Genomic DNA, 19,463 nt, shown 5'->3' with positions numbered 1-19,463 from the left:
CGGTCTCAGCCGAACCGCGACGCCCATGTCGGGAAGGGATCGCCGGGGGCTTCGCTTGCGGCATGTACGCCCCGCGCGATGGCCCGCGCCATGCAGATCGCGGCGGCATGGCCCAGCATCAGCGTCTCGGCCACCGGGTTGGTCAGGGGCTTGGCCCCGGTCGCGGCGGCAAAGATCAGGTCGCCATCCATCGGCGTATGGGAGGGCACGAGCGCCCGCGCATAGCCGTCATGCGCGGCGGTCGCCATGCGGGTGCATTGCGCCTGGGTGAGCGTCGCGTCGGTGGCGACGATGCCGATCGTCGTGTTGGCATGGGCCGACAGCTTGGTCACCGGCAGATGCGGGTCGGGCCAGGCCTGCGCCACGCCACAGCCGCCGAACTCCTCGCCCGTTTCCCAGGGCGCGGCCCAGAATTCCGGCCCGTCACCGACGATGGCCGATCCAAGCGCATTCACCGCCACCAGTGCGCCCACCACATGCCCCGAAGGCAGCACGACCGAGGCCGAGCCCAGCCCGCCCTTCAACTGCGCGGTGGTCGCGCCGGTGCCCGCCCCCGCGGTGCCAAGCGCGAACTCCTCGCCCGCCGCCGCCAGCGCCGCCCGGCCCAGGGCCTTGTAGGGGTTCTCCGCCCAGTCCTTGTCGCCGCCATTCACCAGGTCGAACAGAATCGCCCCCGGCACGATCGGCACCACTTGGCCGCCCACGGCAAAGCCGCGCCCCTGTGCGCGCAGCCCGTCCGCCACGCCCGAGGCCGCGTCCAGCCCGAAGGCCGACCCGCCCGAGAGGACCAGCGCATCGACCTGCTCCACGGTCTTGTCGGGGGCCAGAAGGTCGGTTTCCCGCGTGCCCGGCGCGCCGCCCATGACATGGACCCCGGCGGTGAAGGGCGCGTCGCCCAGCAGCACGCTGACCCCGGTCTTGACGTGATCGTCCTGCGCCTGGCCGACCCGCAGGCCCGCCACGTCGGTGATCAGGTTTCTCGCTCCGGTCTCCATCGCGACCTCCTTGGCTGCGGGGCGCGCCCGGTGCGGCGCGATCCCCTGCTTCATCTTGCCGGAAATACTCCGGGGTTGCTGTCAAAGCGCAGCTTTGGCGGCAAGGGGCAGCGCCCCTTTCCACGGCAGCCGCGGGCGCTGTCAGATATGCGGCTTGGCGGCGGCCGTCTTGGGATCGCCGGTATTGGGCAGGCCCTCCGGCTCGATCAGCAGGACCATCGCCTCGTCGGCGGCACGGGGGCGGTGTTCCATCCCCTTGGGCACGACACACAGCTCTCCGGGTTTCAGCACGACGGTGTCGCCATCCTCGCCGTCGATCTCGACCGTGCCCGCGAGGACAAGGAAGAAATCATCGGTGTCGTCGTGGTGGTGAAAGTCGAACTCGCCCTTGAACTTCACCACCATGATGTCGTTGCCGTTGTACTGGGCGATCACGTGCGGATCCCAGTGGCTGGTGAACATCGACAGTTTTTCCTGGAGGTTCACCGATTTCAGCTTGCTCATGATCTGACCTGCAAATTGGTTGCGCAGCGCCACCTTTTCCCTCCGGCGGCCGGGTGACAAGATGCAATTTCCGCAGGACAGTTTTCGCAGGACAGGGCCTGCATCCCGTGCTAGCAGCGGGTGTGGTCCGGGCGATGGCGTCGCCCGATCTCCTGACCCGTTCTTCCCCTTGCCTGCCCTGAACGCCGGGGCATGTCTGGAGACATCCCATGAGCGATATCCGTCCCGCCTTTCACCGTGTGCATAACGGCGACAAGGCCCCGCTTCCCTTTGCCGAGATCGAGTACGAGGCCCGCCTGCGCGGCCTGCGTCGGATCATGGAGGCGCAGAACGTGCAGGCCGCCGTTCTGACCTCGATGCACAACATCGCCTATTATTCGGGCTTCCTATATTGCGCCTTCGGGCGGCCCTACGGCCTTGTCGTGACCGACACCGATTGCGTCACGATCAGCGCGGGCATCGATGCGGGCCAGCCCTGGCGGCGCAGCCATGGCGACAGCATCACCTATACCGACTGGGCGCGGGACAATTTCTGGCGCGCGGTGGCCCATGTGGCCGGCGAAAACCGCGTCATCGGCTACGAGGGCGACCACCTGACCGTCACGCAGCGCGAAAAGCTCGAGGATTTCCTGCAACCGCTGGCCCAGGTCGACATTGCCGCGCAGACCATGGAACAGCGCATGCACAAGAGCCCGGCCGAGATCGCGCTGATCCGCGACGGGGCCCGCATCGCCGATATCGGCGGCTTCGCCATCCGCGACGCGATCCGCCCCGGCGCGCGCGAGATCGACATCGCCATGGCCGGCCGCGACGCGATGGAACTGGCCATCGCCGAGGCGCATCCCGATGCCGAATATCGCGACACCTGGGTCTGGTTCCAGTCGGGGCTGAACACCGACGGGGCGCATAACCCCGTCACCTCCCGCGCATTGGAGCATGGCGATATCCTGTCGCTGAACACCTTCCCGATGATCTCGGGCTATTACACGGCGCTGGAACGCACCCTGTTCCTGGGCGAGGTCGACGCGGCCTCGCGCGCCATCTGGGAGGCCAATGTCGCCGCGCATGAACTGGGGATTTCCCTGCTGAAACCGGGCATGTCCTGCGCCGCGGTGACCGCGCAGATCAACGAACTGTTCGCTGACCGAGACCTGCTGCAATACCGCACCTTCGGCTACGGCCATTCCTTCGGCGTGCTGTCGCATTATTACGGGCGCGAGGCCGGGCTGGAGCTGCGCGAGGATATCGACACCGTGCTGGAACCCGGCATGGTCGTGTCGATGGAACCGATGCTGACCCTGCCGCGGGGCATGCCGGGCGCGGGCGGCTACCGCGAACACGACATCCTGCTGATCACCGAGGACGGCAACGAGAACCTGACCGGTTTCCCCTATGGCCCCGACCATAACGTGATCGGCTGACAGGCGCGGCTAGAGCGTCTTTTCCATCCGCCAGATGGTCAACGGGATGGGGGCGGTTGCCGTCTCCATCTCGTGGGTTTCCTCGCCGGCATAGCGCCACCCGGCCTTTTCGTAGAACCGCCGGGCGCGGTCGTTGCCGATGGCGCAGGCCAGCCAGATCGTGCCGTGGCCGCGTGCGCGCTGGTGATCCTCGGCATCCTGCATCAGGCGCATCGCCGCGCCGCTGCCCCGCGCGGCGGCGTCGAGGTAGAACTGGTTCACCTCGTCGCCCTTGCACAGGTGAAAGCCGATCAGCTGGCCGTCGCTCTCCATCAGCCGGAAATCCGCGATCCAGCGTTCGGTGCGGATGCGAAAGCTTTCGGGGTCGCGCTGCGCCATCAACGCGGCCGGGGCGCGGGCGGCGTGGCCATCCATCCAGCCAGCATGCCACAGCCCGGCAATCGCGGCGATATCGTCAGGCTGCGCCGGGCGCATCGTCAGGGTATCGGTGTCTTGCATCGGCGGGGCGGTCCTTGTCGTCATGGCAGGGCGCAGGCTATCGCTCCGACGTTCGAGAGGCCAGACCGACCGGACCAGACGTGCGGGGCCATGGCGTCAGGCTGGTCGGACGCCGTGCCCGTGATATGATCCTGCCATGATCCGGTCTGCCGTCCTCTTCCTGATGCTTCTGGCGCCCGCCCTGCATGCGGGCGAGGAGGATGACATGTGGGACGCCATGGCCGCCACGCTGCCGCCCGCGCCGCCCGGCTATGTGCGCGAGATCGCCGGGGACCGGTCGGGATCGCGGGCCACCTTCGGCGACGATGTGGAGGTCGAGGCGCGCTATATCGGCCCCGACGGCACCGTTGCGCTGACCCTGCTGACCGGGAACAGCCTGCTGGCCGCCGCGCCCTCTGCCATCGGGCTGGGTTCGTTGCTCTATGGCACGGAAGAGATCAACGGACAGGGCTATTTCGCCGGGCGCGACAGCCTGACCGCGCAATTCGGCAAGCTGCTGATCGAAGCCGAGGGGGCTGAGCGTGCCGTGATCCGCGAGGTCTTGCAGGGCCTCGACATCGCCAGGCTGAAGGCGATGTTCCCGGCCGAGTAGGCCAAAGGGGCATGAAATGCCGCTGCATGACGATCCTTTTCACGGTGACGAACCGTTCAAAATGACGTTAAGTGCCCCCATATATTGCCAACATCATTCGCACCACGGAGTTTGGAATGTCCGATTTCGCCAGCCAGGTTCAGGAAAGCCAGGAGCAGGTCGCCGCCGCGCAAAGCAAGATCGCGGAGCTGACCAGCCGGATCGAGATGGCCCGCCAGAAAATGGCCTCGGGCGAAGATATCAGCGTCGATATCGAAAACGCCACGCTGCAGGACGTGCATCAGCATACCGAGGTGATGAACGCCAATATCGCCGAGCTGATCATGGGCCTCGACGATGTCACCGCCGCGTTTTCCAAGGATTTCGACGAAATGCGGTCCAAGACGGGCTGGGAAAGCTTTGTCGGCATCTTTGCCTCCGCCAAGGCGGATTCGATGCGGCAGGAACGTATCCGCACCGCGTCCATCGACGACAAGCTGCAGGATCTGATCGCCAAGTCCGACGTCATCACCAAGCTGCTGGAAGGCCAGCTGGCGGTGCTGAACGACCAGAAGGAAAAGGTGGAAACCAACCTGACCGGCACGCTGGACGAACGCGAGATGACCGTTCAGGAGCTTGAGGACGTGCGGGCCAAGATCCTCGCCATGGATCCCAAGATCATCGAGCTTGAGAACAAGATCGCCGTCGAACAGGACGCCGCAGCGCGCACCAAGCTGGAAACCGAACTGGCGGACCTGAACAAGGAATACAACGCCATGGTCCAGGACGAGCAGGTCAAGCTTGCCAAGTCCCAGACGCTGGAGCGCTATATCGAGAAGGGCAAATCCTGGGTCGACTCGCTGCAGAACCAGGCGGCGACGCAGATGGTGCTGATCAACAAGCTGAAGACCGACACCCAGCAGCGGGTGGTGCTGTACGATGCGCTGACCAAGTCGCTGAAGACCGCGCAGCAGCAGGACGTGGCGCACAAGATCAACGAGATCGGGACCCAGACGGACAAACAGGCCCAGCAGGCCATGGCCCAGATCGGGGCGGCGACCAATGCCCGGATGGCCGACATGCTGGAAGCGCACGAGGATCACATGGTCTTTGCCCGCGAGGTGCTGGAACAGAAGGCCAAGGCCGACGAACGCTTTGCCCGGCGGTTCCAGAAGATCGTCGAGAAGCACGACAAGAACCTTTACGGGCAGTAGCAGGTTGCCGAGCAATCTGCGGCCGGCAGCGGTTGCACGGCAACCGCGAGAGGCCCGGCGCTGCCCGAACTGCGATTGGACCGAACTGTGATGATACGCACACCTGCCAACAATCGGCTGTTCAGGATCTCCGGCCCGCTGCGCGTCCCGGACCTCGATGTCTGGCCGAGGGACTTCCGCCATGGCTGACCCCGCCCACGATCACGTCGGTCTGTCAGACACCTACGAGGCCCGGCGCTATTTCCGGAAATTCGAGGGGATCATGTCCCATCTCGGCCGCGTCGCGGGCGTGATGGAGGTCGAGGGCAGCCTGTCGCGCCGCGAATCCGACGTGCTGACCCGGCACCTGACCGCGCTGACCTTCACCTTCCGCGCGCTCAGCATGAAATACCTGCTGACGGGGCGCGATACGGGGCGGTTCTTCGGCTCGCTGACCATCGACAACCGCGACAGCGGCTTTCCCACGGCTCAGGAGCTGATGGTGATGGCCAACGACGCGCAGCAGGCCGCCCGCCACCTGCGCGAAATGCCCTCCGAGGCCGAGCTGAAGCGCGACATGCTGGCCAAGATCATCGGCGATCTGGAAATCCCGACGAAGCTGCAATTCGCCCTGTCGCAACGGCTCTATTACGAGGAATTGTCGCGCGGCGCGCTGTTCTGGGCCCGCAACGATCCGGAGGCCGTCTGGCTGGGCGACCTGGGCGACCGGCGGCGCAGCTACATGCTGCACTGGTCGGTCTATGACAGCCAGCTGAACCTGCCCGTGATCTACCTGATGGAGGTCGAGGATACCGATCCCACGGCCCTGCCGCGGGACGAACGTCGCTGGCCCGAGGTGCAGGCCCACCTGATGGCGCAATCGCTGGGCGGGCTGAAACTGCTGACCATCGCCAAGGGCTTTGACGAGGATTTCGACGAGCTGCACCCCAAGCGCCTGCGCCGGTTCCATGTCGGCCCGATGTATTCCCACGCTTATACCGAACAGACCGGCCCGATCCGCGACGTGCTGGCCCATGCCGGATCGCGCGAGGGCGAGGATTGGGCACTGGCCTGGACCGACGAGGTGCTGGTGTCGGAACGGGTGCGGACCGAACGCGCCGGGTGGTTCGGCACCAACGAGCGCGAGATTTTCAGCATCGACCCGCTCTCGGGCGGGAACGAGACCGGCGCGACGGAACAGAACCGCGCGCTGATCCTGCCCGAACGGCCTTACCAGGTGCTGGCGGAACGCAAACCGCCGGGCTTTGCGGGGATCCGCAAATTCGTGGTGGGACGGTCCGGCAAGGTCCTGAGCTATCGCTGATGGTGAGGGCAGTGTCGTTGAGTATTTTTGGCAAGATGAAGCAGGGGATCGCGCCCCATTTCACCGGCGCGCCTGCGAGAGAGGGGAATTGGGCCCATGAGCGTGACCGGTGACCAGATGGAGCTGCGCGAGGAGGAGATCGCGACGCATTACGAGGCCGCTCTGGCCATGCTGGACGGGTTTGACCATGCGCCGCGGATCGCCTCGGGCGACGGGGGCGCGCCGGCGCCGGAGCGTTCGCCCGGGATCGGGTCGCGGCGGCGGTTCCGGTCGACCACGCCGGGGCTGGTGACGCGGCGGACCGAACGGCCCGAGGGCGTGCACCTGATCGAGGCCGTGGCCGCCTGCGACGATGACGATCCGCTGATGTCGACGCGCCAGGCCGCCGTGTTGCAGGCGCTGCGCCGGGCGCTGGCCATCGCGCTGGCGCTTGGCGAGGGGTATGGCGAGGCGACGGGGCTGGCCGATCTGAAGCGCAAGAACCTGCAGGGGGCGCTGCCGCCCGACCGCAAGACGGATTTCGGCGAATTGCTGACCGCCGAGGCGCTGATCGTCCTGCACGCCTTTGCCAACGCGCTGTCCTGGCTGCTGGCCGATCACCAGGGCGAGGCCAGTGTCGAGCTGGGCGATGTCGAGGAGTTCCTGACCGACAACGCGCAGCTGGCCCTGCATGGCGTGCTTTGGCAGCTGGAGCGGGACCTGACCGCCCGCGCCACGGGCGACGAGGAAAAGCTGGTCCCCACGATCATCGCCTTTGCCGAGCTGCTGATGGAAAAGGCCGCCCGCCGAGCCGAGGGCATGGCCCGCACCACGCCTTTTGCCTCTGCGTCGTGGCGGGTCGAGGCGGATGACCTGACGATCCAGGGCTTCACGCCCGCGCGCAAGGCCGGGGGCGGCACCCTGACCATGCAGTTCAAGAAGCCGAACGAGGTCGTCGGCAACCACATCGCCAAGTACCAGGCGATGAAGCTGGCCAAGATGCTGATGGCCTATGATTTCGACCGTCGCCTGAACCCCTTTGCAGAACTGGGCGGCTTCATCTTCACCTTCATGGGCGACGGCGCGCCGGGCACCGGCAAGACCACCCTGATCCAGATGATGGCCGGGCTGGTGAACGAATACTGCCAGGTCGCGGGCTACCCGTTCCGGTACCAGAATTTCGGCATCGACAATATCGACAGCTACCAGGGCAAGTCGGGCCAGAACGCCAAGGCCTTCGTTCAGACCGTGCTGGACCCGTCGGTGATCGGCTTCGGCACGATCGACGATATCGACCAGATCGCGGGCAAGCGGGGCGACCGTCAGTCCTCGGCCGGGCAGCAGGAGGTCACCGCCGTCTTCATGGAGGCCTTTGCCGGCGCCAACACCGTCGTGCGCGGCAATTGCACCTTCGGGATGTTTTCGAACTTTCCCGAGAATGTCGACGACGCCCTGCGCCAGCGGGCGGGCGCGCGGTTCCTGGTCGACGGGCCGCAGACGCGCGAGGATTACATCGACATCCTGGCCCTGCTGATGGGTCGGAACCATGACGTGCCGCTGGGCGATCACGAGCTTTACGCCGCGCAGGAGATCAAGCGCGCGGTGGCCGCATCCTTCGAGGCGCATGAAAGCCCGAAAGAGGCCGGGTTGGTCGAGGTCTATGACCGTGTCGCGGACCGGATCGGCGCGCTCGACACCATCGCCAAGCTGGGGACCTATCTGAAGGCGATCCAGGAGGCCGATCCCCGATTCACCGGTCGCGCGATCAAGAACATCACCGACGCGGTGAAGGTCCGCGCGATGGATTTCGAACTGCCCGACGAATGGATGGAGCAGCCGGATCTGTTTCTCTTCAAATCCTACGACGAGAAGAAGGCGATGATCGCCGACCTGCGCCAGCCGATCACGGTCGACATGGTGATACAGGAGATCAACCGCTACGCGGATTCTGAGTTCCGGTATGCGGATAAGTCCGACGAGGTGGCCATCGAGGCCATGGTGCGCGACTTTGGACGCCAAGAAGAGGCGAAGAAACGGTATCTGGAGGGGAAGGGGTGATGAGTCAGGAATGGTTGAAGTCGGAAAAAGGTAGGCACACACTTTTTTATTTCACTTCGGCGACCCATGCATTGAGCAATATTTATAATGAGCGGGTTAGGGTTTCTGATTTTGCTAGTTGTAACGATGGTTTCGAGTTGACCGCATTGAATATCTCAACTCCTAAGAAACGAGAAGATAACAGGGCCTGGAGGAGCCGGATCGCCGAGAAATTTGGGCTGATATGCATGAGTTCCAATTGGAGGAACCCCTTGATGTGGGGGCATTATGGGAAAAGGGGCGCTGGAGCTTGTCTTGTTTTTTCAGTCTCTCAAGACTGCGTTTCAAAAGTGAAGTATCTAAGTCAGCGTGAGCCAGCGCCCGAAGACTTCAATTACCCAGATGAAAGTGACTTGCCGAAGCTAAGGAAATTTTGCTCGCAGAAATTTTCGAGTTGGTCATATGAAAGGGAGTATCGATTCTTGGTTGATCTGTCACGAACTGAGAAAAACGGTGCTGATGGTAGGTTTTTAAAGATGTCGGACGAAATTCGTTTGGTAGGTGTAATTAATGGATACAGTCCCGAATCTGGAAAAAAGGAGTTTGTTGATGCTTTTGGTGGGCGGGTGCTGAACTATTTTCAAAGTCGGTTGGCGTTCACTCGCTTTCGAGTGGTAGAACAAAGACAAAAGAAATATTGGAAGCCGTAAATGAACCGCCTCATCCGCCTCGGCCTCATGTTCGGCAACCTCGTCCCGGTCGACAGCCCCGCGCTGGTCGAACGGTATAACCGTGCGCTCAGGCATCTGACTGGGAAACAGACCGAACTGACCGACTTCCACATCGACATCTCGGGCTATTCGCCCGAGGTCGCGGACGAGTTGGACGACCGGCTCTACCTGAATGAAAACGGCTGCAACCGGCAGTTCATCCTGCTGACCACGGCGCAGAAATCCGCGCCGCTGTTGGAGGCGCATTTCTCGACCTCGCGGTCGATCCTCAAGCGGTTCATCGAGGAGAACGAGGCGCAGCTTTTCGCGCTGACGGCCCGCGATGCGGTGGCGGGAGAGCTGGTGAATTCCGTCTTCTCCGTCTCGAACCCCGCCCGCCTGAATGACATCCGCCATATCGAGATCGAGGCCGACACCACCACCGGGCTGGTCCGCGACGCGGAAAAGCTGGGGCAGCTCAGCGACCGCTTCCTGCAGGAGGAGGACGGCTGGTTCGACGACGTGCTGATCGCGCAGATGATCTCGGTCGCGAAGACGACGGGGGACGTGACGCGCAACCCGGTGCGGCTCAAGAAGATGCGCTTCGACCAGGACAATTTCTGGACCGATCATTTCGGGGGGACGTACCTGTTCCGCGGGGTCGACCATCCGGCGGTGCTGACGGCGGATCGGGACGGGGTGAAAGCGGCCTTCGAGCAGGTCATCGACCTGTCGGATCGCAACCGGATCGCGCAATTCCTGGACCAGAACGGGCTGGTCGAACCGATCGTGAAGGCGCGCGGCATCGATGCCGGCGCGATCCTGCGGCAGAAGATGGATTTCATCGTCGTGGATGCGGCGCAGGACAGCGGGATGGACCTGACCGGCGCGACGCGGCGGGACATCCGGCGGCTGGCCCGCGCCCATGCCGATGACCTGCCCGAGGAATACCACGCCCTGCGCAACCTGCTGGCCTGGGCCGAGGATGGCGGGGCCTGGCCGCGCATCACCAGCGATCACCCGGCCTATTTCTACACCCTGCGCGCCGCCAATCACGCCGATGCGGACCTGGTGAACATGCTGCTGGCGGAACTGACGCCCAAGGATGTGCGGCAGCTGTTCATCTGCCACAAACAGCTGTTCTACCGGCTCTATTCCGGGTGGTCCGACACCAAGAAAAGCTATGTCGCCGATTTCCTGGCCACGGAATATGCCGTGGACAAGGCCGGCACCCGCGCGGCACTCTTCGGGCATGACGCCCCGATGGAGGAACCGGCCCCGCCGCCACCTCCGCCCGCCGCCGACCGCGAGACGCGCCGCGACGACCGGATCGCGCGGGTCGGGCCCTGGGGCGCGGTGCTGAAGGAAAGGTCCTGATCCATGCTGGCACTTGCCCGTCTGTTCCTGATCCTCTTCGTCGTGCTGACGGTGATCTATGCCTCGGTCTCGATCTGGTCGCGCCAGGTGCGCAAGAAAAAGCTGATCGCCGAATGGCGCGAGGGCGGGCCGGACCATGGCGACGACATGAACGCCTTCATTCGCAAGGGGCTGGAGGAATACGACGACAGTTTCCGGCGCAAGTTGATCGGGCTGGTCTACATCGTCCCGATTGCGGTCATCGCCTATATCATCTACGTCGTGAACTACACCTGAGGGGGCAGTTTTCATGAAATATATCAAGTGGGCCTTCTGGACGATCTTCTGGGTCGTCGTGGTGCTGTTCTTTCACTACACGCTGCCGCAGCACGACATCGTGCGGATCTCGGACACCTACGAAAAGCGGGTCGATTTCGGCGAGAACTCGATCTTCTGGGCGCAGGCCGACACCGGCACGGCCACGGGCGTGGTCAATCGCGACGTGTTCTTCATCCAGACGATCCAGCGCGATGGCGACCCGATGGTCTATCGCAACGAGGATACGGGCTGGGGCTGGCCGCCCTATTTCAAGTTCGATACCTCGAACCTGCAGACCCAGGCGTCGGACCTGCGGTCGACCGCGGACAATCCCCGCTGGGTCAAGGTCACCCATTACGGCTGGCGCGTGGAATTCTGGACGGTCTTCCCGAACGCGATCTCGGTCAAGCTGGTGGATGATCCCGACCAGTTCATCATCCCCTGGCTGAACATCTTCATCCTGCTGGTCTTCGCGGCGATCTGCTGGGCGATCCGGGTGCGCTGGATCCGGTTCCGCGAACGCCGCATCGACCCGCTGGTCGAGGATGTGGACGAGAGCTGGGATTCGATCTCGGACAGCGCGCGGGACAAGCGCGGGCGGCTGTCGCGCTGGTTTGCCAGCTGGCGGCGCTGATCCGGTCGTCGTCGATGCGGCCGGCCTGACCGCCCGCATCGCGGCGCTGCCCGGGCGGGCCTTCGTGGCCATTGCCGGGGCGCCCGGGTCGGGCAAGTCCACCCTGGTCGAGACGCTGGCGCAGGACCTGCCCGGTGCGATGATCCTGCCGATGGACGGCTTTCACTACGATGACGCGGTTTTGCGGGCGCGGGACCGCCTGCCCTTCAAGGGCGCGCCGGACTCGTTCGACGTGGGCGGGCTGCGGTCCGTGCTGGAACGTCTGCGCGGCGGAGAGGCCAAGGTCGCCGTGCCTGTCTTTGACCGCGACCTCGAGATCTCGCGCGGGTCGGCCCGGATCATTCCGGCAGGCGATGGCCCGATCCTGGTCGAAGGCAATTACCTGTTGCTGGACGAAGCGCCCTGGTCGGCGCTCGACCCGTTCTTCGACCTGACGGTGATGATCGACGTGCCGGAGGCAGAGCTGCGCCGCCGCCTGACCGCCCGGTGGGAGCATTACCAGCTGATCCCCGATCAGATCGCCCGCAAGCTGGATGTCGTGGACCTGCCCAACGGGCGGCGCATCCGCGAGGGCAGCCGCGCCCCCGACCTGGTGCTGCGGCAGGGCTGATCCCTGGTCGGACGGGGCCGGTTCAGGCACCGATGCAATACCGACAGGATACCGACGCGATACCGACGTGGCGTTCGGTGGGTGTTGCGGGGCCATTGTCGGCCCCGGAATTTTCCGTAATCCTGCCCCGGACAGGAGGACGACATGACCCAGAAAACCGCCATCGTCACCGGCGCCGCCCGCGGGATCGGGCTGGCCACCACCGACCTTTTCCTGGCCGAGGGGCGCCGCGTCGCCATGGTCGACCGCGACAGCGATATCCTGGCCGAGGAAGCCGGCAAGCGCGACGGTGTCGTGGCGCTGCATTGCGATGTCTCGGATCCCGATGATGTGGCCAAAATGGCCGAGGATGCGGTCGCCGAACTGGGCCGTGTCGATGCGCTGGTTAACAATGCCGGGGTCGCCGATTTCGGTCCGATCGACGATTGTGATTTCGCCATGTGGCGGCGGGTCATGTCCACCAACCTCGACGGGGTTTTCCTGTGTTCCCAGGCGCTTGCCCCGGCGCTGAAGGCGGCGCAGGGGGCCGTGGTGAACATCGCCTCGATCTCTGGGTTGCGGGCATCGACGCTGCGGGTGGCCTATGGCACGTCCAAGGCCGGGGTCATCCACCTGACCCAGCAGCAGGCGGCGGAATGGGGCGAGTTCGGCGTGCGCGCCAATTGCGTCTGCCCCGGCCCCGTGCGCACCAAGCTGGCCATGGCCGTCCACACGCAGGAGATCATCGACGCCTATCACGACGCGATCCCGCTGAACCGCTATGGCTCGGAACAGGAAATCGGAGAGGTCATCGTCTTCCTGTGTTCGGACAAGGCCAGCTATGTCACCGGGCAGGTCGTCGCCGCCGATGGCGGGTTCCAGAGCACCGGTGTCGGCCTGCCCGCCCTGCGCAGCTAGGCCGCCCCGATCAGCATGACGCGCAGGGCGATCATCGCGAACAGTGCGAGCGTCAGGATCGCCAACAGCTTGCGATCGCTGGGGAAAATCTGACCTCTGGCAAAGGCGCCGAAGGTCGAAAATGTCTCGCCCAGACCCATGAACGGATTGCCGCCCCGCGCCTGCCGCTGCGCGGTGGCATGGCGGTTCAGGCGGAAGAGCGTGCGGAACATGAAGAAGGCCCAGGCGAGGAAGAGCCCGCCTTCGAGGATGAGGAACAGGATACCGAGAAGGCTCATGAGGGCTCCGGCCAATAGGGGCGCGCGGTGGCGGCGCGGTCGTCGTCGAGAAAGAATTCGTCCAGCTGCGGCGGCGCGATCCCGGCATCCTGCAATTGCACATGGGCCTGGCCGCGATGGTGCACCTGGTGCTGGAAAAGATGCAGCAAGAGCATGTCGGTACGCTCTGTCACCTCCGGGTCGTGGGCGCGTTCGGTGCGCACCCGCCGCGCCAGAATGTCGGGCGTCAGGGCGGAGCAGAACCGGGCCAGCCTGAGATCGGCCCGGGATTGCAGCCCGCCCAGCTCCGCCACCGAGGTGACGGGCGCGCGGTCATAGACCGAACGGCCCAATGCGCCCTGTTCCAGCGCGTCGATGTAATAGAGGTCGACGGCGTAGATGTGATCCATCGTGGCGGCGAGAGAGGGGAAGAAACCGGGCCGCGGGGCGGTGAAATCTGCTTGAGATAACGGGGACATGGCCGCGTAGAGCGTGGCATTGGCCCAGGCGTTGTTCAGGGCCATTTCGCGATAGGGTGTCATCTCTCTCTCCCGATCCGGTGGCGGCACTGGTGGCGCGGTCGGATGCCTCCGGCGGGAGTATTTTCGGCAAGATGAAGCGGATTGTCAGGCCCTAATTGCCCGGGGCGCGTCAGAAATCGACGGTGACGCCGGGCAGGTTCAGCGATTTGATCAGATCACGCAGTTCCTGCCGGGCGGCGATGTTGGAGATGTTCAGCTGCTGCACGCCCACATCCTTGAGATCCAGCAGGGTCAGGCCGCGCGGGAACAACTCGCGGAAGATGACGCGTTCGTTGAAGCCCGGCACGACGCGGAAACCAATACGCTTGGACAGACGCTCAAGCGCCTTTTCCATCTTGGCCTTGTTAACCATCTGCTGGGCGCCGAGCCGGTTGCGCAGCACCACCCAGTCGATGGGTTTCAGCCCGGCCTGCGCGCGCAACTGGCGGGCATTCCACACCATTTCGGAATAGACCGAGGGCCCGAGGATGCGTTCGCCGTCATTGTCGATATGCGCCAGCAGGTCGAAATCGACGAAGCTGTCATTCAGCGGGGTAATCAGCGTATCGGCCAGCGAATGTGCCACCTGGCTGAGGCGGGTATGCGACCCGGGGCAGTCGATCAGGATGAACTCGGCCTCGGCCTCCAGCTGCGACACGGCGGCCGACAGGCGGTGATCATAGGGGTTCTCGCCCGGTTGCATCGTCGATTTGTCGATATCGGGCAGGTCGATATAGTCGGGGGAGGGGAGGGTGATCCCCTCCTTGGCGAGGTAGCGGGTGCGGTTGTCGACGTAGCGGCCCAGGGTCTTCTGGCGCAGGTCGAGGTCCAGCGTGGCGACCTTGTGGCCCAGCCGGGAGAGCGCGGTGGCCACATGCATCGAGACGGTGGATTTCCCCGCTCCGCCCTTTTCGTTTCCAACGACGATGATATGCGCCATGCCCGTGTCCTTTTCGCCCCGGTTCTCGGCCGGGATTGCCTTGGCGCACACTATATGTTGCGTGCCGCGGCGAGGGAAGGGGCAGGCGGCGGCTTCGTCAGCAATTGTTGCCCGGGGGACTCTCTGCGCCGCTTGGCCATGGTCGAATCAAGGGGCGCATGCTAAGTCTTGAGGCATGATGCGAGCAGACCCCAAGATAAGCGAAACGCGCCCCGAAATTCGCCAGCTGGACGAGGCGGCGATCAACCGGATCGCGGCCGGTGAGGTGGTGGAACGCCCTGCTTCGGCCGTGAAGGAGCTGGTTGAGAACGCGCTGGATGCCGGGGCGACCCGGATCGAGGTGACGATCGCCGATGGCGGCAAGGGTCTGATCCGGGTGCGCGACGACGGCTGGGGCATCCCCGAAGCCGCGCTGCCGCTGGCCCTGTCGCGCCATGCCACGTCCAAGATCGACGGGTCCGACCTGCTGAACATCCACACCTTCGGCTTCCGGGGCGAGGCGTTGCCCTCGCTTGGCGCCGTCGGGCGGTTGCGCATCACCTCGCGCGTGGCGGGGCAGGCGGCGGCCGAGATCGCGGTGAGCGGTGGCCGGATGGAGGACGTGCGGCCCGCCGCGCTGTCGTCCGGCACGGTGGTGGAGCTGCGCGACCTGTTCTTCGCCACGCCCGCACGGCTGAAATTCCTGCGCACCGACCGGGCAGAGGGGCAGGCGGTCACGGACGTGATGAAGCGGCTGGCCATGGCCTCACCCTATGTCGGTTTCACCCTGCGCGACGTGACCGGGGGCGGCGAGGGCCGGGTGGTGTTCCGCGCCGATCCCGAAAGCGGCGACATGTTCGACGCGCTGCACGGGCGGCTGGCGGCGATCATCGGGCGCGATTTTGCGGACAACGCCCTGCGCATCGACGCGGAACGCGAGGGGCTGCACATGATCGGCTATGCCGCGCTGCCCACCTATTCGCGGGGCGCGGCGGTGTCGCAATTCCTGTTCGTCAACGGCCGCCCGGTGCGGGACAAGCTGCTGACCGGGGCGTTGCGCGCGGCCTATATGGACGTGCTGAGCCGGGACCGGCACCCGGCCGCGGCGCTCTTCATCGATTGCGACCCGATGCTGGTGGATGTGAACGTGCACCCGGCGAAATCCGAGGTCCGGTTCCGTGATCCGGGTATCGCCCGCGGGCTGATCGTGTCGGGCCTGCGCCATGCGCTGGCCGAGGCGGGGCATCGCGCGTCGTCGACGGTGGCCGGTGCAACTCTGGGTGCCATGCGGCCGGAACCGATGGGCGATGGTTCGATGGGGGCTGGACCGACTGGTCCAGCACGGGTCTACCAGATGGATCGCCCCTCTGCCGCGGCGCGGGTGGCGTCCTACCAGGGGCAGGCGCCGGAGCGGCCCGCGTCGTTCGAGGGGTTCGGGGAAATGCCCTCGGCCCGCTATGAACCGCAGCCCGACGTGGTTGATCCGGCCCCTGATGCGCCCCGGCTGGAAAGCTATCCGCTGGGGGCGGCGCGGGCGCAGGTGCACGAGAACTACATCGTGGCCCAGACCGAACGCGGCATGGTCCTGGTCGATCAGCACGCAGCCCATGAGCGGCTGGTCTATGAAAAGCTGAAGGCGCAGATGGCCGAAAACGGAGTCGCCGCGCAGGCCCTGCTGATCCCCGAGATCATCGAGCTGAGCGCCGGCGATTGCGCGCGCCTGGAAGAATTCGCCGAGGAGCTTCAGGCACTTGGCCTGACCATCGAACCCTTTGGCGGTGGCGCGGTGGCGGTGCGGGAAACCCCGGCCATCCTGGGCGAGGTCGATGCCAAGGCGCTGGTGCTCGATATCCTGGACGAGTTGGCGGATGCGGGCGACAGCGCGACGCTGAAGGCGCGGATCGACGCGATCCTCAGCCGGGTGGCCTGCCACGGGTCGATCCGGTCGGGGCGGCGGATGCGGGTGGAAGAAATGAACGCCCTGCTGCGCGAAATGGAGGCGACGCCGATGTCGGGCCAGTGCAACCACGGACGCCCCACCTATGTGGAGCTGAAACTCTCTGATATCGAACGACTTTTCGGACGCACATGATCCAGATCGGTTCCACCACGCTTGACCTGAACGACCCTGCCGCGCTGGCCCTGCTGATCGGCGGCGGGCTGGCCCTGCTGATCGTCACCCTGCTGATCCTCGCCCTGCGGGGCGTTGCGCGGTCCGCACGTGCGACCGAACCGCTGATCTATCAGATGGATCAGCTGGGCCGCGCGGTCGAGGGGCTGGGCCGTGGGCAGGAGCAGCTGACAGGGGGGCTGACCTCGGTCTCGAACGCGCAGGCGACGGGGCAATCCCAGGTCTTGCAGGCGATGGAGACCCGGCTGGCCGCCGTGCAGCAGCAGATGAGCGACCGTCTGCACGAGAACGCGATGAAAAACGCCCGTGCCATGTCGGATATGCAGGAGCTTGTGAACAAGCAGTTGCAGGGCGGGTCCGAGAAGACGACGAAAAGCCTGACGGAGCTGCAGGCGCGGCTGGCCACGATCGACAAGGCTCAGGAGAATATCACCAAGCTGTCGGGCGATGTGCTGTCGCTTCAGGACATCCTGTCGAACAAGCAGACGCGCGGGGCCTTTGGGGAAATCCAGCTGAACGACATCGTGTCCAAGGCGCTGCCCAAGGACAGCTATACGCTGCAGGCGACGCTGTCGAACGGGAAGCGGGCGGATTGCCTGATCCACCTGCCGAACCCGCCGGGCCCCATCGTGATCGACGCGAAGTTTCCGCTGGAAGCCTACGAGGCGCTGCGCAACGCCTCCAACGACGCAGAGGCGCGGGCGGCGGGACAGGCCTTCAAGACCTCGGTGAAGGCCCATATCAAGGCGATCTCCGACAAATACGTGATCGAGGGCGAGACGGCAGATGGCGCGCTGATGTTCCTGCCGTCCGAGGCCGTCTACGCGGAGCTGCACGCTAATTTCGCCGACGTGGTGCGTGAAGGGTTCAATGCGCGGGTCTGGATCGTGTCGCCCACGACCTGCATGGCCACGCTGAACACGATGCGCGCGATCCTGAAGGATGCGCGGATGCGGGAACAGGCGGGCGCGATCCGCAACATGCTGAAACTGCTGCATCGCGACGTCGAGATCGTTGTGGAGCGGGTGCAGAAGCTGGACACCCATTTCAACCAGGCCCGCAATGACCTGGACGGGATCGGAACGGCCGCCGAGCGGGCGGGCAAACGTGCCGCCCGGCTGGACAATTTCGATTTCGAGGAACTGGCGCCCGATACTGGCGCGGATGGCGGCATCGAGGATGCCGGAAGCGCCGTGGCACGCCTGACCCGCCGGGACTGACCCGGCGGTTTATCGTCAGATCCGCAGGAAGGGCTGTGCCAGGCGCGGGATCCAGGAATTGAACCGCAGCGGCGCGTCGGTGGCCGCAAGGCAGATGCAATCGGCGCCGATATCGGCCACCGGCATGTGATCCAGGTCTTCGGTCGCGACCTCCACATCGCCACGGGCGAAGCGGTCGGTTTCGTCCTCGAAGGCACCGGTCAGCACCATCGTCAGCTCCATCCCGCGATGCCCATGGTCGGGCACGGCCGATCCGGCAGGGATCAGCAGCAACCGGGCCGAGGCATCCTTGCTGGTCGGCAGGATCGCCTGCTTCACGCCGCCGCCCACGGGGCGCCAGCGGATCGCATCCACATCACCGCCGACATAATCGCGCAGGGGCGCCGGCAGCACGGCATCGGGGTTGGTACCGGTGTCGGTCTTTTCGACGTTATGGTCATGATCGCTCAGCCGGGCCAGGGCAGCCTCGAGGCTGTCCGGCGACATTTCGGACGAGGCTTCGTCCAGCAGGACGCCGCCGATCATGTCATAGGTTTCAACAGCGGCGCGGCAGGTGTCGCACATGGACACATGGCTCGCCACGACAAGGGAAAACGCCTCGGGCAGGGTGCCCGCCGCGTAGCCCATCAACAGCTCTTCTGTCAGGTGGTGTCTGATCTTCTCCATCTCTTCACCCCATGGCGTGGCGCAGCTTTTCCAGCGCCAGCCGTATCCGCGATTTGATCGTCCCGAGCGGCAGCCCGGTCGCATCGGCGATCTCACGATGAGACAGGTCGCCGAAATAGCATTTCTCGATCAGCTCGCGCTGTTTGCTCGGTAGGGCGGCCAGGGCCTGCCCCAGTTGTTCACTCTCCTGTTGCAGGGCCAGTCCGTCGTCCTGGGCCTGCTCGGGTTCCGGGCCCCAACCCAGATCTTCGGGTTCGGGTCGCTTGTCCTTGCGCGCCAGGTCGATCCGCCGGTTCCGGGCGATCGTGAAGATCCAGGTGGACACGGAGGCCCGGGTCGGATCGAACAGATGCGCCTTGCGCCAGACAGAGACCATGACGTCCTGGGCGCAATCCTCGGCCACGGCTGGGTCGGACCCGGAAGAGATGAGGAAGCCCTTCACGCGTGGCGCGAAATGGGCGAACAGCCGGGCAAAAGCCTCGCGATCCTTGTGATCGCGAATGCGGATCATGTCTTCGATCCACGCCTTGCGGCTATCCTCTGGTCCCTTGTCTGACATCACTTTTGCCGGCCCTTTCGTCTTCCCATCCCTCCTAGCACGAGGGGGTGGAACGGACGAGGGCACATCAGATGTCTCGGGTGCGACCTGCTGCAACATGGGAAAGATACGTACGGCCGTCGAAATTGGTTCACCGAGATGCA

Annotated in this window: 21 protein-coding genes; 13 read left to right on the top strand and 8 right to left on the bottom strand. The window is 65.0% G+C overall.

Going from position 1 to position 19,463, the window contains the following annotated elements; genetic code table 11:
* Nucleotides 1-5 precede the first annotated feature (5 nt).
* Nucleotides 6-995 (bottom strand): P1 family peptidase, encoded by a 990-nt coding sequence (locus tag ATO9_RS06575; protein WP_043747405.1) that lies wholly within the window; start codon nt 993-995, stop codon nt 6-8.
* 141 nt (nt 996-1,136) lie between these two features.
* Nucleotides 1,137-1,490: a cupin domain-containing protein gene (locus tag ATO9_RS06570; RefSeq protein WP_043747404.1), complete on the bottom strand. Its 354-nt coding sequence runs from the start codon at nt 1,488-1,490 to the stop codon at nt 1,137-1,139.
* Between the two features lie 218 nt (nt 1,491-1,708).
* Here ATO9_RS06570 and ATO9_RS06565 point away from each other — a divergent pair, with 218 nt between their 5' ends.
* Nucleotides 1,709-2,920 (top strand): aminopeptidase P family protein, encoded by a 1,212-nt coding sequence (locus tag ATO9_RS06565; protein WP_043746992.1) that lies wholly within the window; start codon nt 1,709-1,711, stop codon nt 2,918-2,920.
* A gap of 9 nt (nt 2,921-2,929) precedes the next feature.
* Here the strand turns inward: ATO9_RS06565 and ATO9_RS06560 are convergent, their stop codons facing one another.
* A complete protein-coding gene (locus ATO9_RS06560) occupies nt 2,930-3,418 on the bottom strand; it encodes a GNAT family N-acetyltransferase (protein ID WP_238318675.1) in 489 nt (162 codons plus the stop codon).
* Between the two features lie 136 nt (nt 3,419-3,554).
* On the opposite strand from ATO9_RS06560, the gene ATO9_RS06555 reads away from it, so the two are divergent.
* The 10 genes from ATO9_RS06555 (at nt 3,555) to ATO9_RS06515 (ending at nt 13,047) form a co-directional block, all read left to right on the top strand.
* A complete protein-coding gene (locus tag ATO9_RS06555) occupies nt 3,555-4,010 on the top strand; it encodes a hypothetical protein (RefSeq protein ID WP_043746988.1) in 456 nt (151 codons plus the stop codon).
* Nucleotides 4,011-4,126: 116 nt separating this feature from the next.
* A complete protein-coding gene (locus tag ATO9_RS06550; protein ID WP_043746985.1) occupies nt 4,127-5,203 on the top strand; it encodes a hypothetical protein in 1,077 nt (358 codons plus the stop codon).
* A 181-nt stretch (nt 5,204-5,384) separates the two neighbouring features.
* On the top strand, nt 5,385-6,506 hold the full coding sequence (locus ATO9_RS06545) for a hypothetical protein (RefSeq protein WP_043746983.1): 1,122 nt from the start codon (nt 5,385-5,387) through the stop codon (nt 6,504-6,506).
* Between the two features lie 96 nt (nt 6,507-6,602).
* Complete coding sequence (locus ATO9_RS06540) at nt 6,603-8,543, top strand: AAA family ATPase (RefSeq protein WP_043746980.1); 1,941 nt, start codon at nt 6,603-6,605, stop codon at nt 8,541-8,543.
* A complete protein-coding gene (locus ATO9_RS23850; protein WP_081979470.1) occupies nt 8,543-9,232 on the top strand; it encodes a DUF2971 domain-containing protein in 690 nt (229 codons plus the stop codon). Before ATO9_RS06540 ends, ATO9_RS23850 begins: the two co-directional genes overlap by 1 nt.
* Nucleotides 9,233-10,609: a DUF6638 family protein gene (locus ATO9_RS06535; protein WP_043746977.1), complete on the top strand. Its 1,377-nt coding sequence runs from the start codon at nt 9,233-9,235 to the stop codon at nt 10,607-10,609.
* Nucleotides 10,610-10,612: 3 nt separating this feature from the next.
* The gene (locus ATO9_RS06530) at nt 10,613-10,885 is read left to right on the top strand and encodes a hypothetical protein (protein WP_043746973.1); all 273 of its coding nucleotides are present in this window, start codon (nt 10,613-10,615) and stop codon (nt 10,883-10,885) included.
* A 13-nt stretch (nt 10,886-10,898) separates the two neighbouring features.
* Nucleotides 10,899-11,540 (top strand): DUF1523 family protein, encoded by a 642-nt coding sequence (locus tag ATO9_RS06525; protein WP_043746971.1) that lies wholly within the window; start codon nt 10,899-10,901, stop codon nt 11,538-11,540.
* A complete protein-coding gene (locus tag ATO9_RS06520; RefSeq protein WP_420329712.1) occupies nt 11,521-12,150 on the top strand; it encodes a nucleoside/nucleotide kinase family protein in 630 nt (209 codons plus the stop codon). Before ATO9_RS06525 ends, ATO9_RS06520 begins: the two co-directional genes overlap by 20 nt.
* 144 nt (nt 12,151-12,294) lie before the next feature.
* Nucleotides 12,295-13,047, top strand: coding sequence for an SDR family NAD(P)-dependent oxidoreductase (locus ATO9_RS06515; protein WP_043746967.1), 753 nt, complete (start codon nt 12,295-12,297; stop codon nt 13,045-13,047).
* Here ATO9_RS06515 and ATO9_RS06510 read toward each other — a convergent pair.
* The 3 genes from ATO9_RS06510 to ATO9_RS06500 all read right to left on the bottom strand — a co-directional run bounded on the left by ATO9_RS06510 (nt 13,044) and on the right by ATO9_RS06500 (nt 14,765).
* Nucleotides 13,044-13,325 carry a hypothetical protein gene (locus ATO9_RS06510; protein WP_043746964.1) on the bottom strand — a complete coding sequence of 94 codons (282 nt, stop codon included), beginning with the start codon at nt 13,323-13,325 and terminating at the stop codon, nt 13,044-13,046. The two genes, ATO9_RS06515 and ATO9_RS06510, sit on opposite strands and share 4 nt — an antisense overlap.
* Nucleotides 13,322-13,846: a DinB family protein gene (locus tag ATO9_RS06505; RefSeq protein WP_043746962.1), complete on the bottom strand. Its 525-nt coding sequence runs from the start codon at nt 13,844-13,846 to the stop codon at nt 13,322-13,324. Before ATO9_RS06505 ends, ATO9_RS06510 begins: the two co-directional genes overlap by 4 nt.
* 109 nt (nt 13,847-13,955) lie before the next feature.
* Entirely contained in the window at nt 13,956-14,765 is an 810-nt protein-coding gene (locus tag ATO9_RS06500) for a division plane positioning ATPase MipZ (protein WP_043746958.1), read from the bottom strand.
* Nucleotides 14,766-14,940: 175 nt separating this feature from the next.
* On the opposite strand from ATO9_RS06500, the gene mutL reads away from it, so the two are divergent.
* A complete protein-coding gene (gene mutL, locus ATO9_RS06495) occupies nt 14,941-16,836 on the top strand; it encodes a DNA mismatch repair endonuclease MutL (RefSeq protein WP_043746954.1) in 1,896 nt (631 codons plus the stop codon).
* Complete coding sequence (locus tag ATO9_RS06490; protein WP_043746952.1) at nt 16,833-18,095, top strand: DNA recombination protein RmuC; 1,263 nt, start codon at nt 16,833-16,835, stop codon at nt 18,093-18,095. Before mutL ends, ATO9_RS06490 begins: the two co-directional genes overlap by 4 nt.
* A 15-nt stretch (nt 18,096-18,110) precedes the next feature.
* Here ATO9_RS06490 and ATO9_RS06485 read toward each other — a convergent pair whose 3' ends face one another.
* On the bottom strand, nt 18,111-18,761 hold the full coding sequence (locus tag ATO9_RS06485) for a ChrR family anti-sigma-E factor (protein WP_043746948.1): 651 nt from the start codon (nt 18,759-18,761) through the stop codon (nt 18,111-18,113).
* A 4-nt stretch (nt 18,762-18,765) separates the two neighbouring features.
* Complete coding sequence (locus ATO9_RS06480; RefSeq protein WP_202902113.1) at nt 18,766-19,320, bottom strand: sigma-70 family RNA polymerase sigma factor; 555 nt, start codon at nt 19,318-19,320, stop codon at nt 18,766-18,768.
* Nucleotides 19,321-19,463: the final 143 nt, after the last annotated feature.

This window comes from Pseudooceanicola atlanticus (assembly GCF_000768315.1).
In the GTDB taxonomy this organism is placed as follows: Bacteria; Pseudomonadota; Alphaproteobacteria; order Rhodobacterales; family Rhodobacteraceae; genus Pseudooceanicola; species Pseudooceanicola atlanticus.
This window is presented reverse-complemented; position numbering and strand designations above follow the sequence as displayed.

Coding starts and splice junctions, on each gene's coding strand:
- ATO9_RS06535 (WP_043746977.1), top strand. CDS start 9,233: ATGAACCGCCTCATCCGCCTCGGCCTCATGTTCGGCAACCTCGTCCCG.
- ATO9_RS06500 (WP_043746958.1), bottom strand. CDS start 14,765: ATGGCGCATATCATCGTCGTTGGAAACGAAAAGGGCGGAGCGGGGAAA.
- ATO9_RS06515 (WP_043746967.1), top strand. CDS start 12,295: ATGACCCAGAAAACCGCCATCGTCACCGGCGCCGCCCGCGGGATCGGG.
- ATO9_RS06505 (WP_043746962.1), bottom strand. CDS start 13,846: ATGACACCCTATCGCGAAATGGCCCTGAACAACGCCTGGGCCAATGCC.
- ATO9_RS06490 (WP_043746952.1), top strand. CDS start 16,833: ATGATCCAGATCGGTTCCACCACGCTTGACCTGAACGACCCTGCCGCG.
- ATO9_RS06510 (WP_043746964.1), bottom strand. CDS start 13,325: ATGAGCCTTCTCGGTATCCTGTTCCTCATCCTCGAAGGCGGGCTCTTC.
- ATO9_RS06560 (WP_238318675.1), bottom strand. CDS start 3,418: ATGCAAGACACCGATACCCTGACGATGCGCCCGGCGCAGCCTGACGAT.
- ATO9_RS06545 (WP_043746983.1), top strand. CDS start 5,385: ATGGCTGACCCCGCCCACGATCACGTCGGTCTGTCAGACACCTACGAG.
- ATO9_RS06480 (WP_202902113.1), bottom strand. CDS start 19,320: ATGTCAGACAAGGGACCAGAGGATAGCCGCAAGGCGTGGATCGAAGAC.
- ATO9_RS06555 (WP_043746988.1), top strand. CDS start 3,555: ATGATCCGGTCTGCCGTCCTCTTCCTGATGCTTCTGGCGCCCGCCCTG.
- ATO9_RS06565 (WP_043746992.1), top strand. CDS start 1,709: ATGAGCGATATCCGTCCCGCCTTTCACCGTGTGCATAACGGCGACAAG.
- ATO9_RS06530 (WP_043746973.1), top strand. CDS start 10,613: ATGCTGGCACTTGCCCGTCTGTTCCTGATCCTCTTCGTCGTGCTGACG.
- ATO9_RS23850 (WP_081979470.1), top strand. CDS start 8,543: ATGAGTCAGGAATGGTTGAAGTCGGAAAAAGGTAGGCACACACTTTTT.
- ATO9_RS06485 (WP_043746948.1), bottom strand. CDS start 18,761: ATGGAGAAGATCAGACACCACCTGACAGAAGAGCTGTTGATGGGCTAC.
- mutL (WP_043746954.1), top strand. CDS start 14,941: ATGATGCGAGCAGACCCCAAGATAAGCGAAACGCGCCCCGAAATTCGC.
- ATO9_RS06550 (WP_043746985.1), top strand. CDS start 4,127: ATGTCCGATTTCGCCAGCCAGGTTCAGGAAAGCCAGGAGCAGGTCGCC.
- ATO9_RS06540 (WP_043746980.1), top strand. CDS start 6,603: ATGAGCGTGACCGGTGACCAGATGGAGCTGCGCGAGGAGGAGATCGCG.
- ATO9_RS06575 (WP_043747405.1), bottom strand. CDS start 995: ATGGAGACCGGAGCGAGAAACCTGATCACCGACGTGGCGGGCCTGCGG.
- ATO9_RS06525 (WP_043746971.1), top strand. CDS start 10,899: ATGAAATATATCAAGTGGGCCTTCTGGACGATCTTCTGGGTCGTCGTG.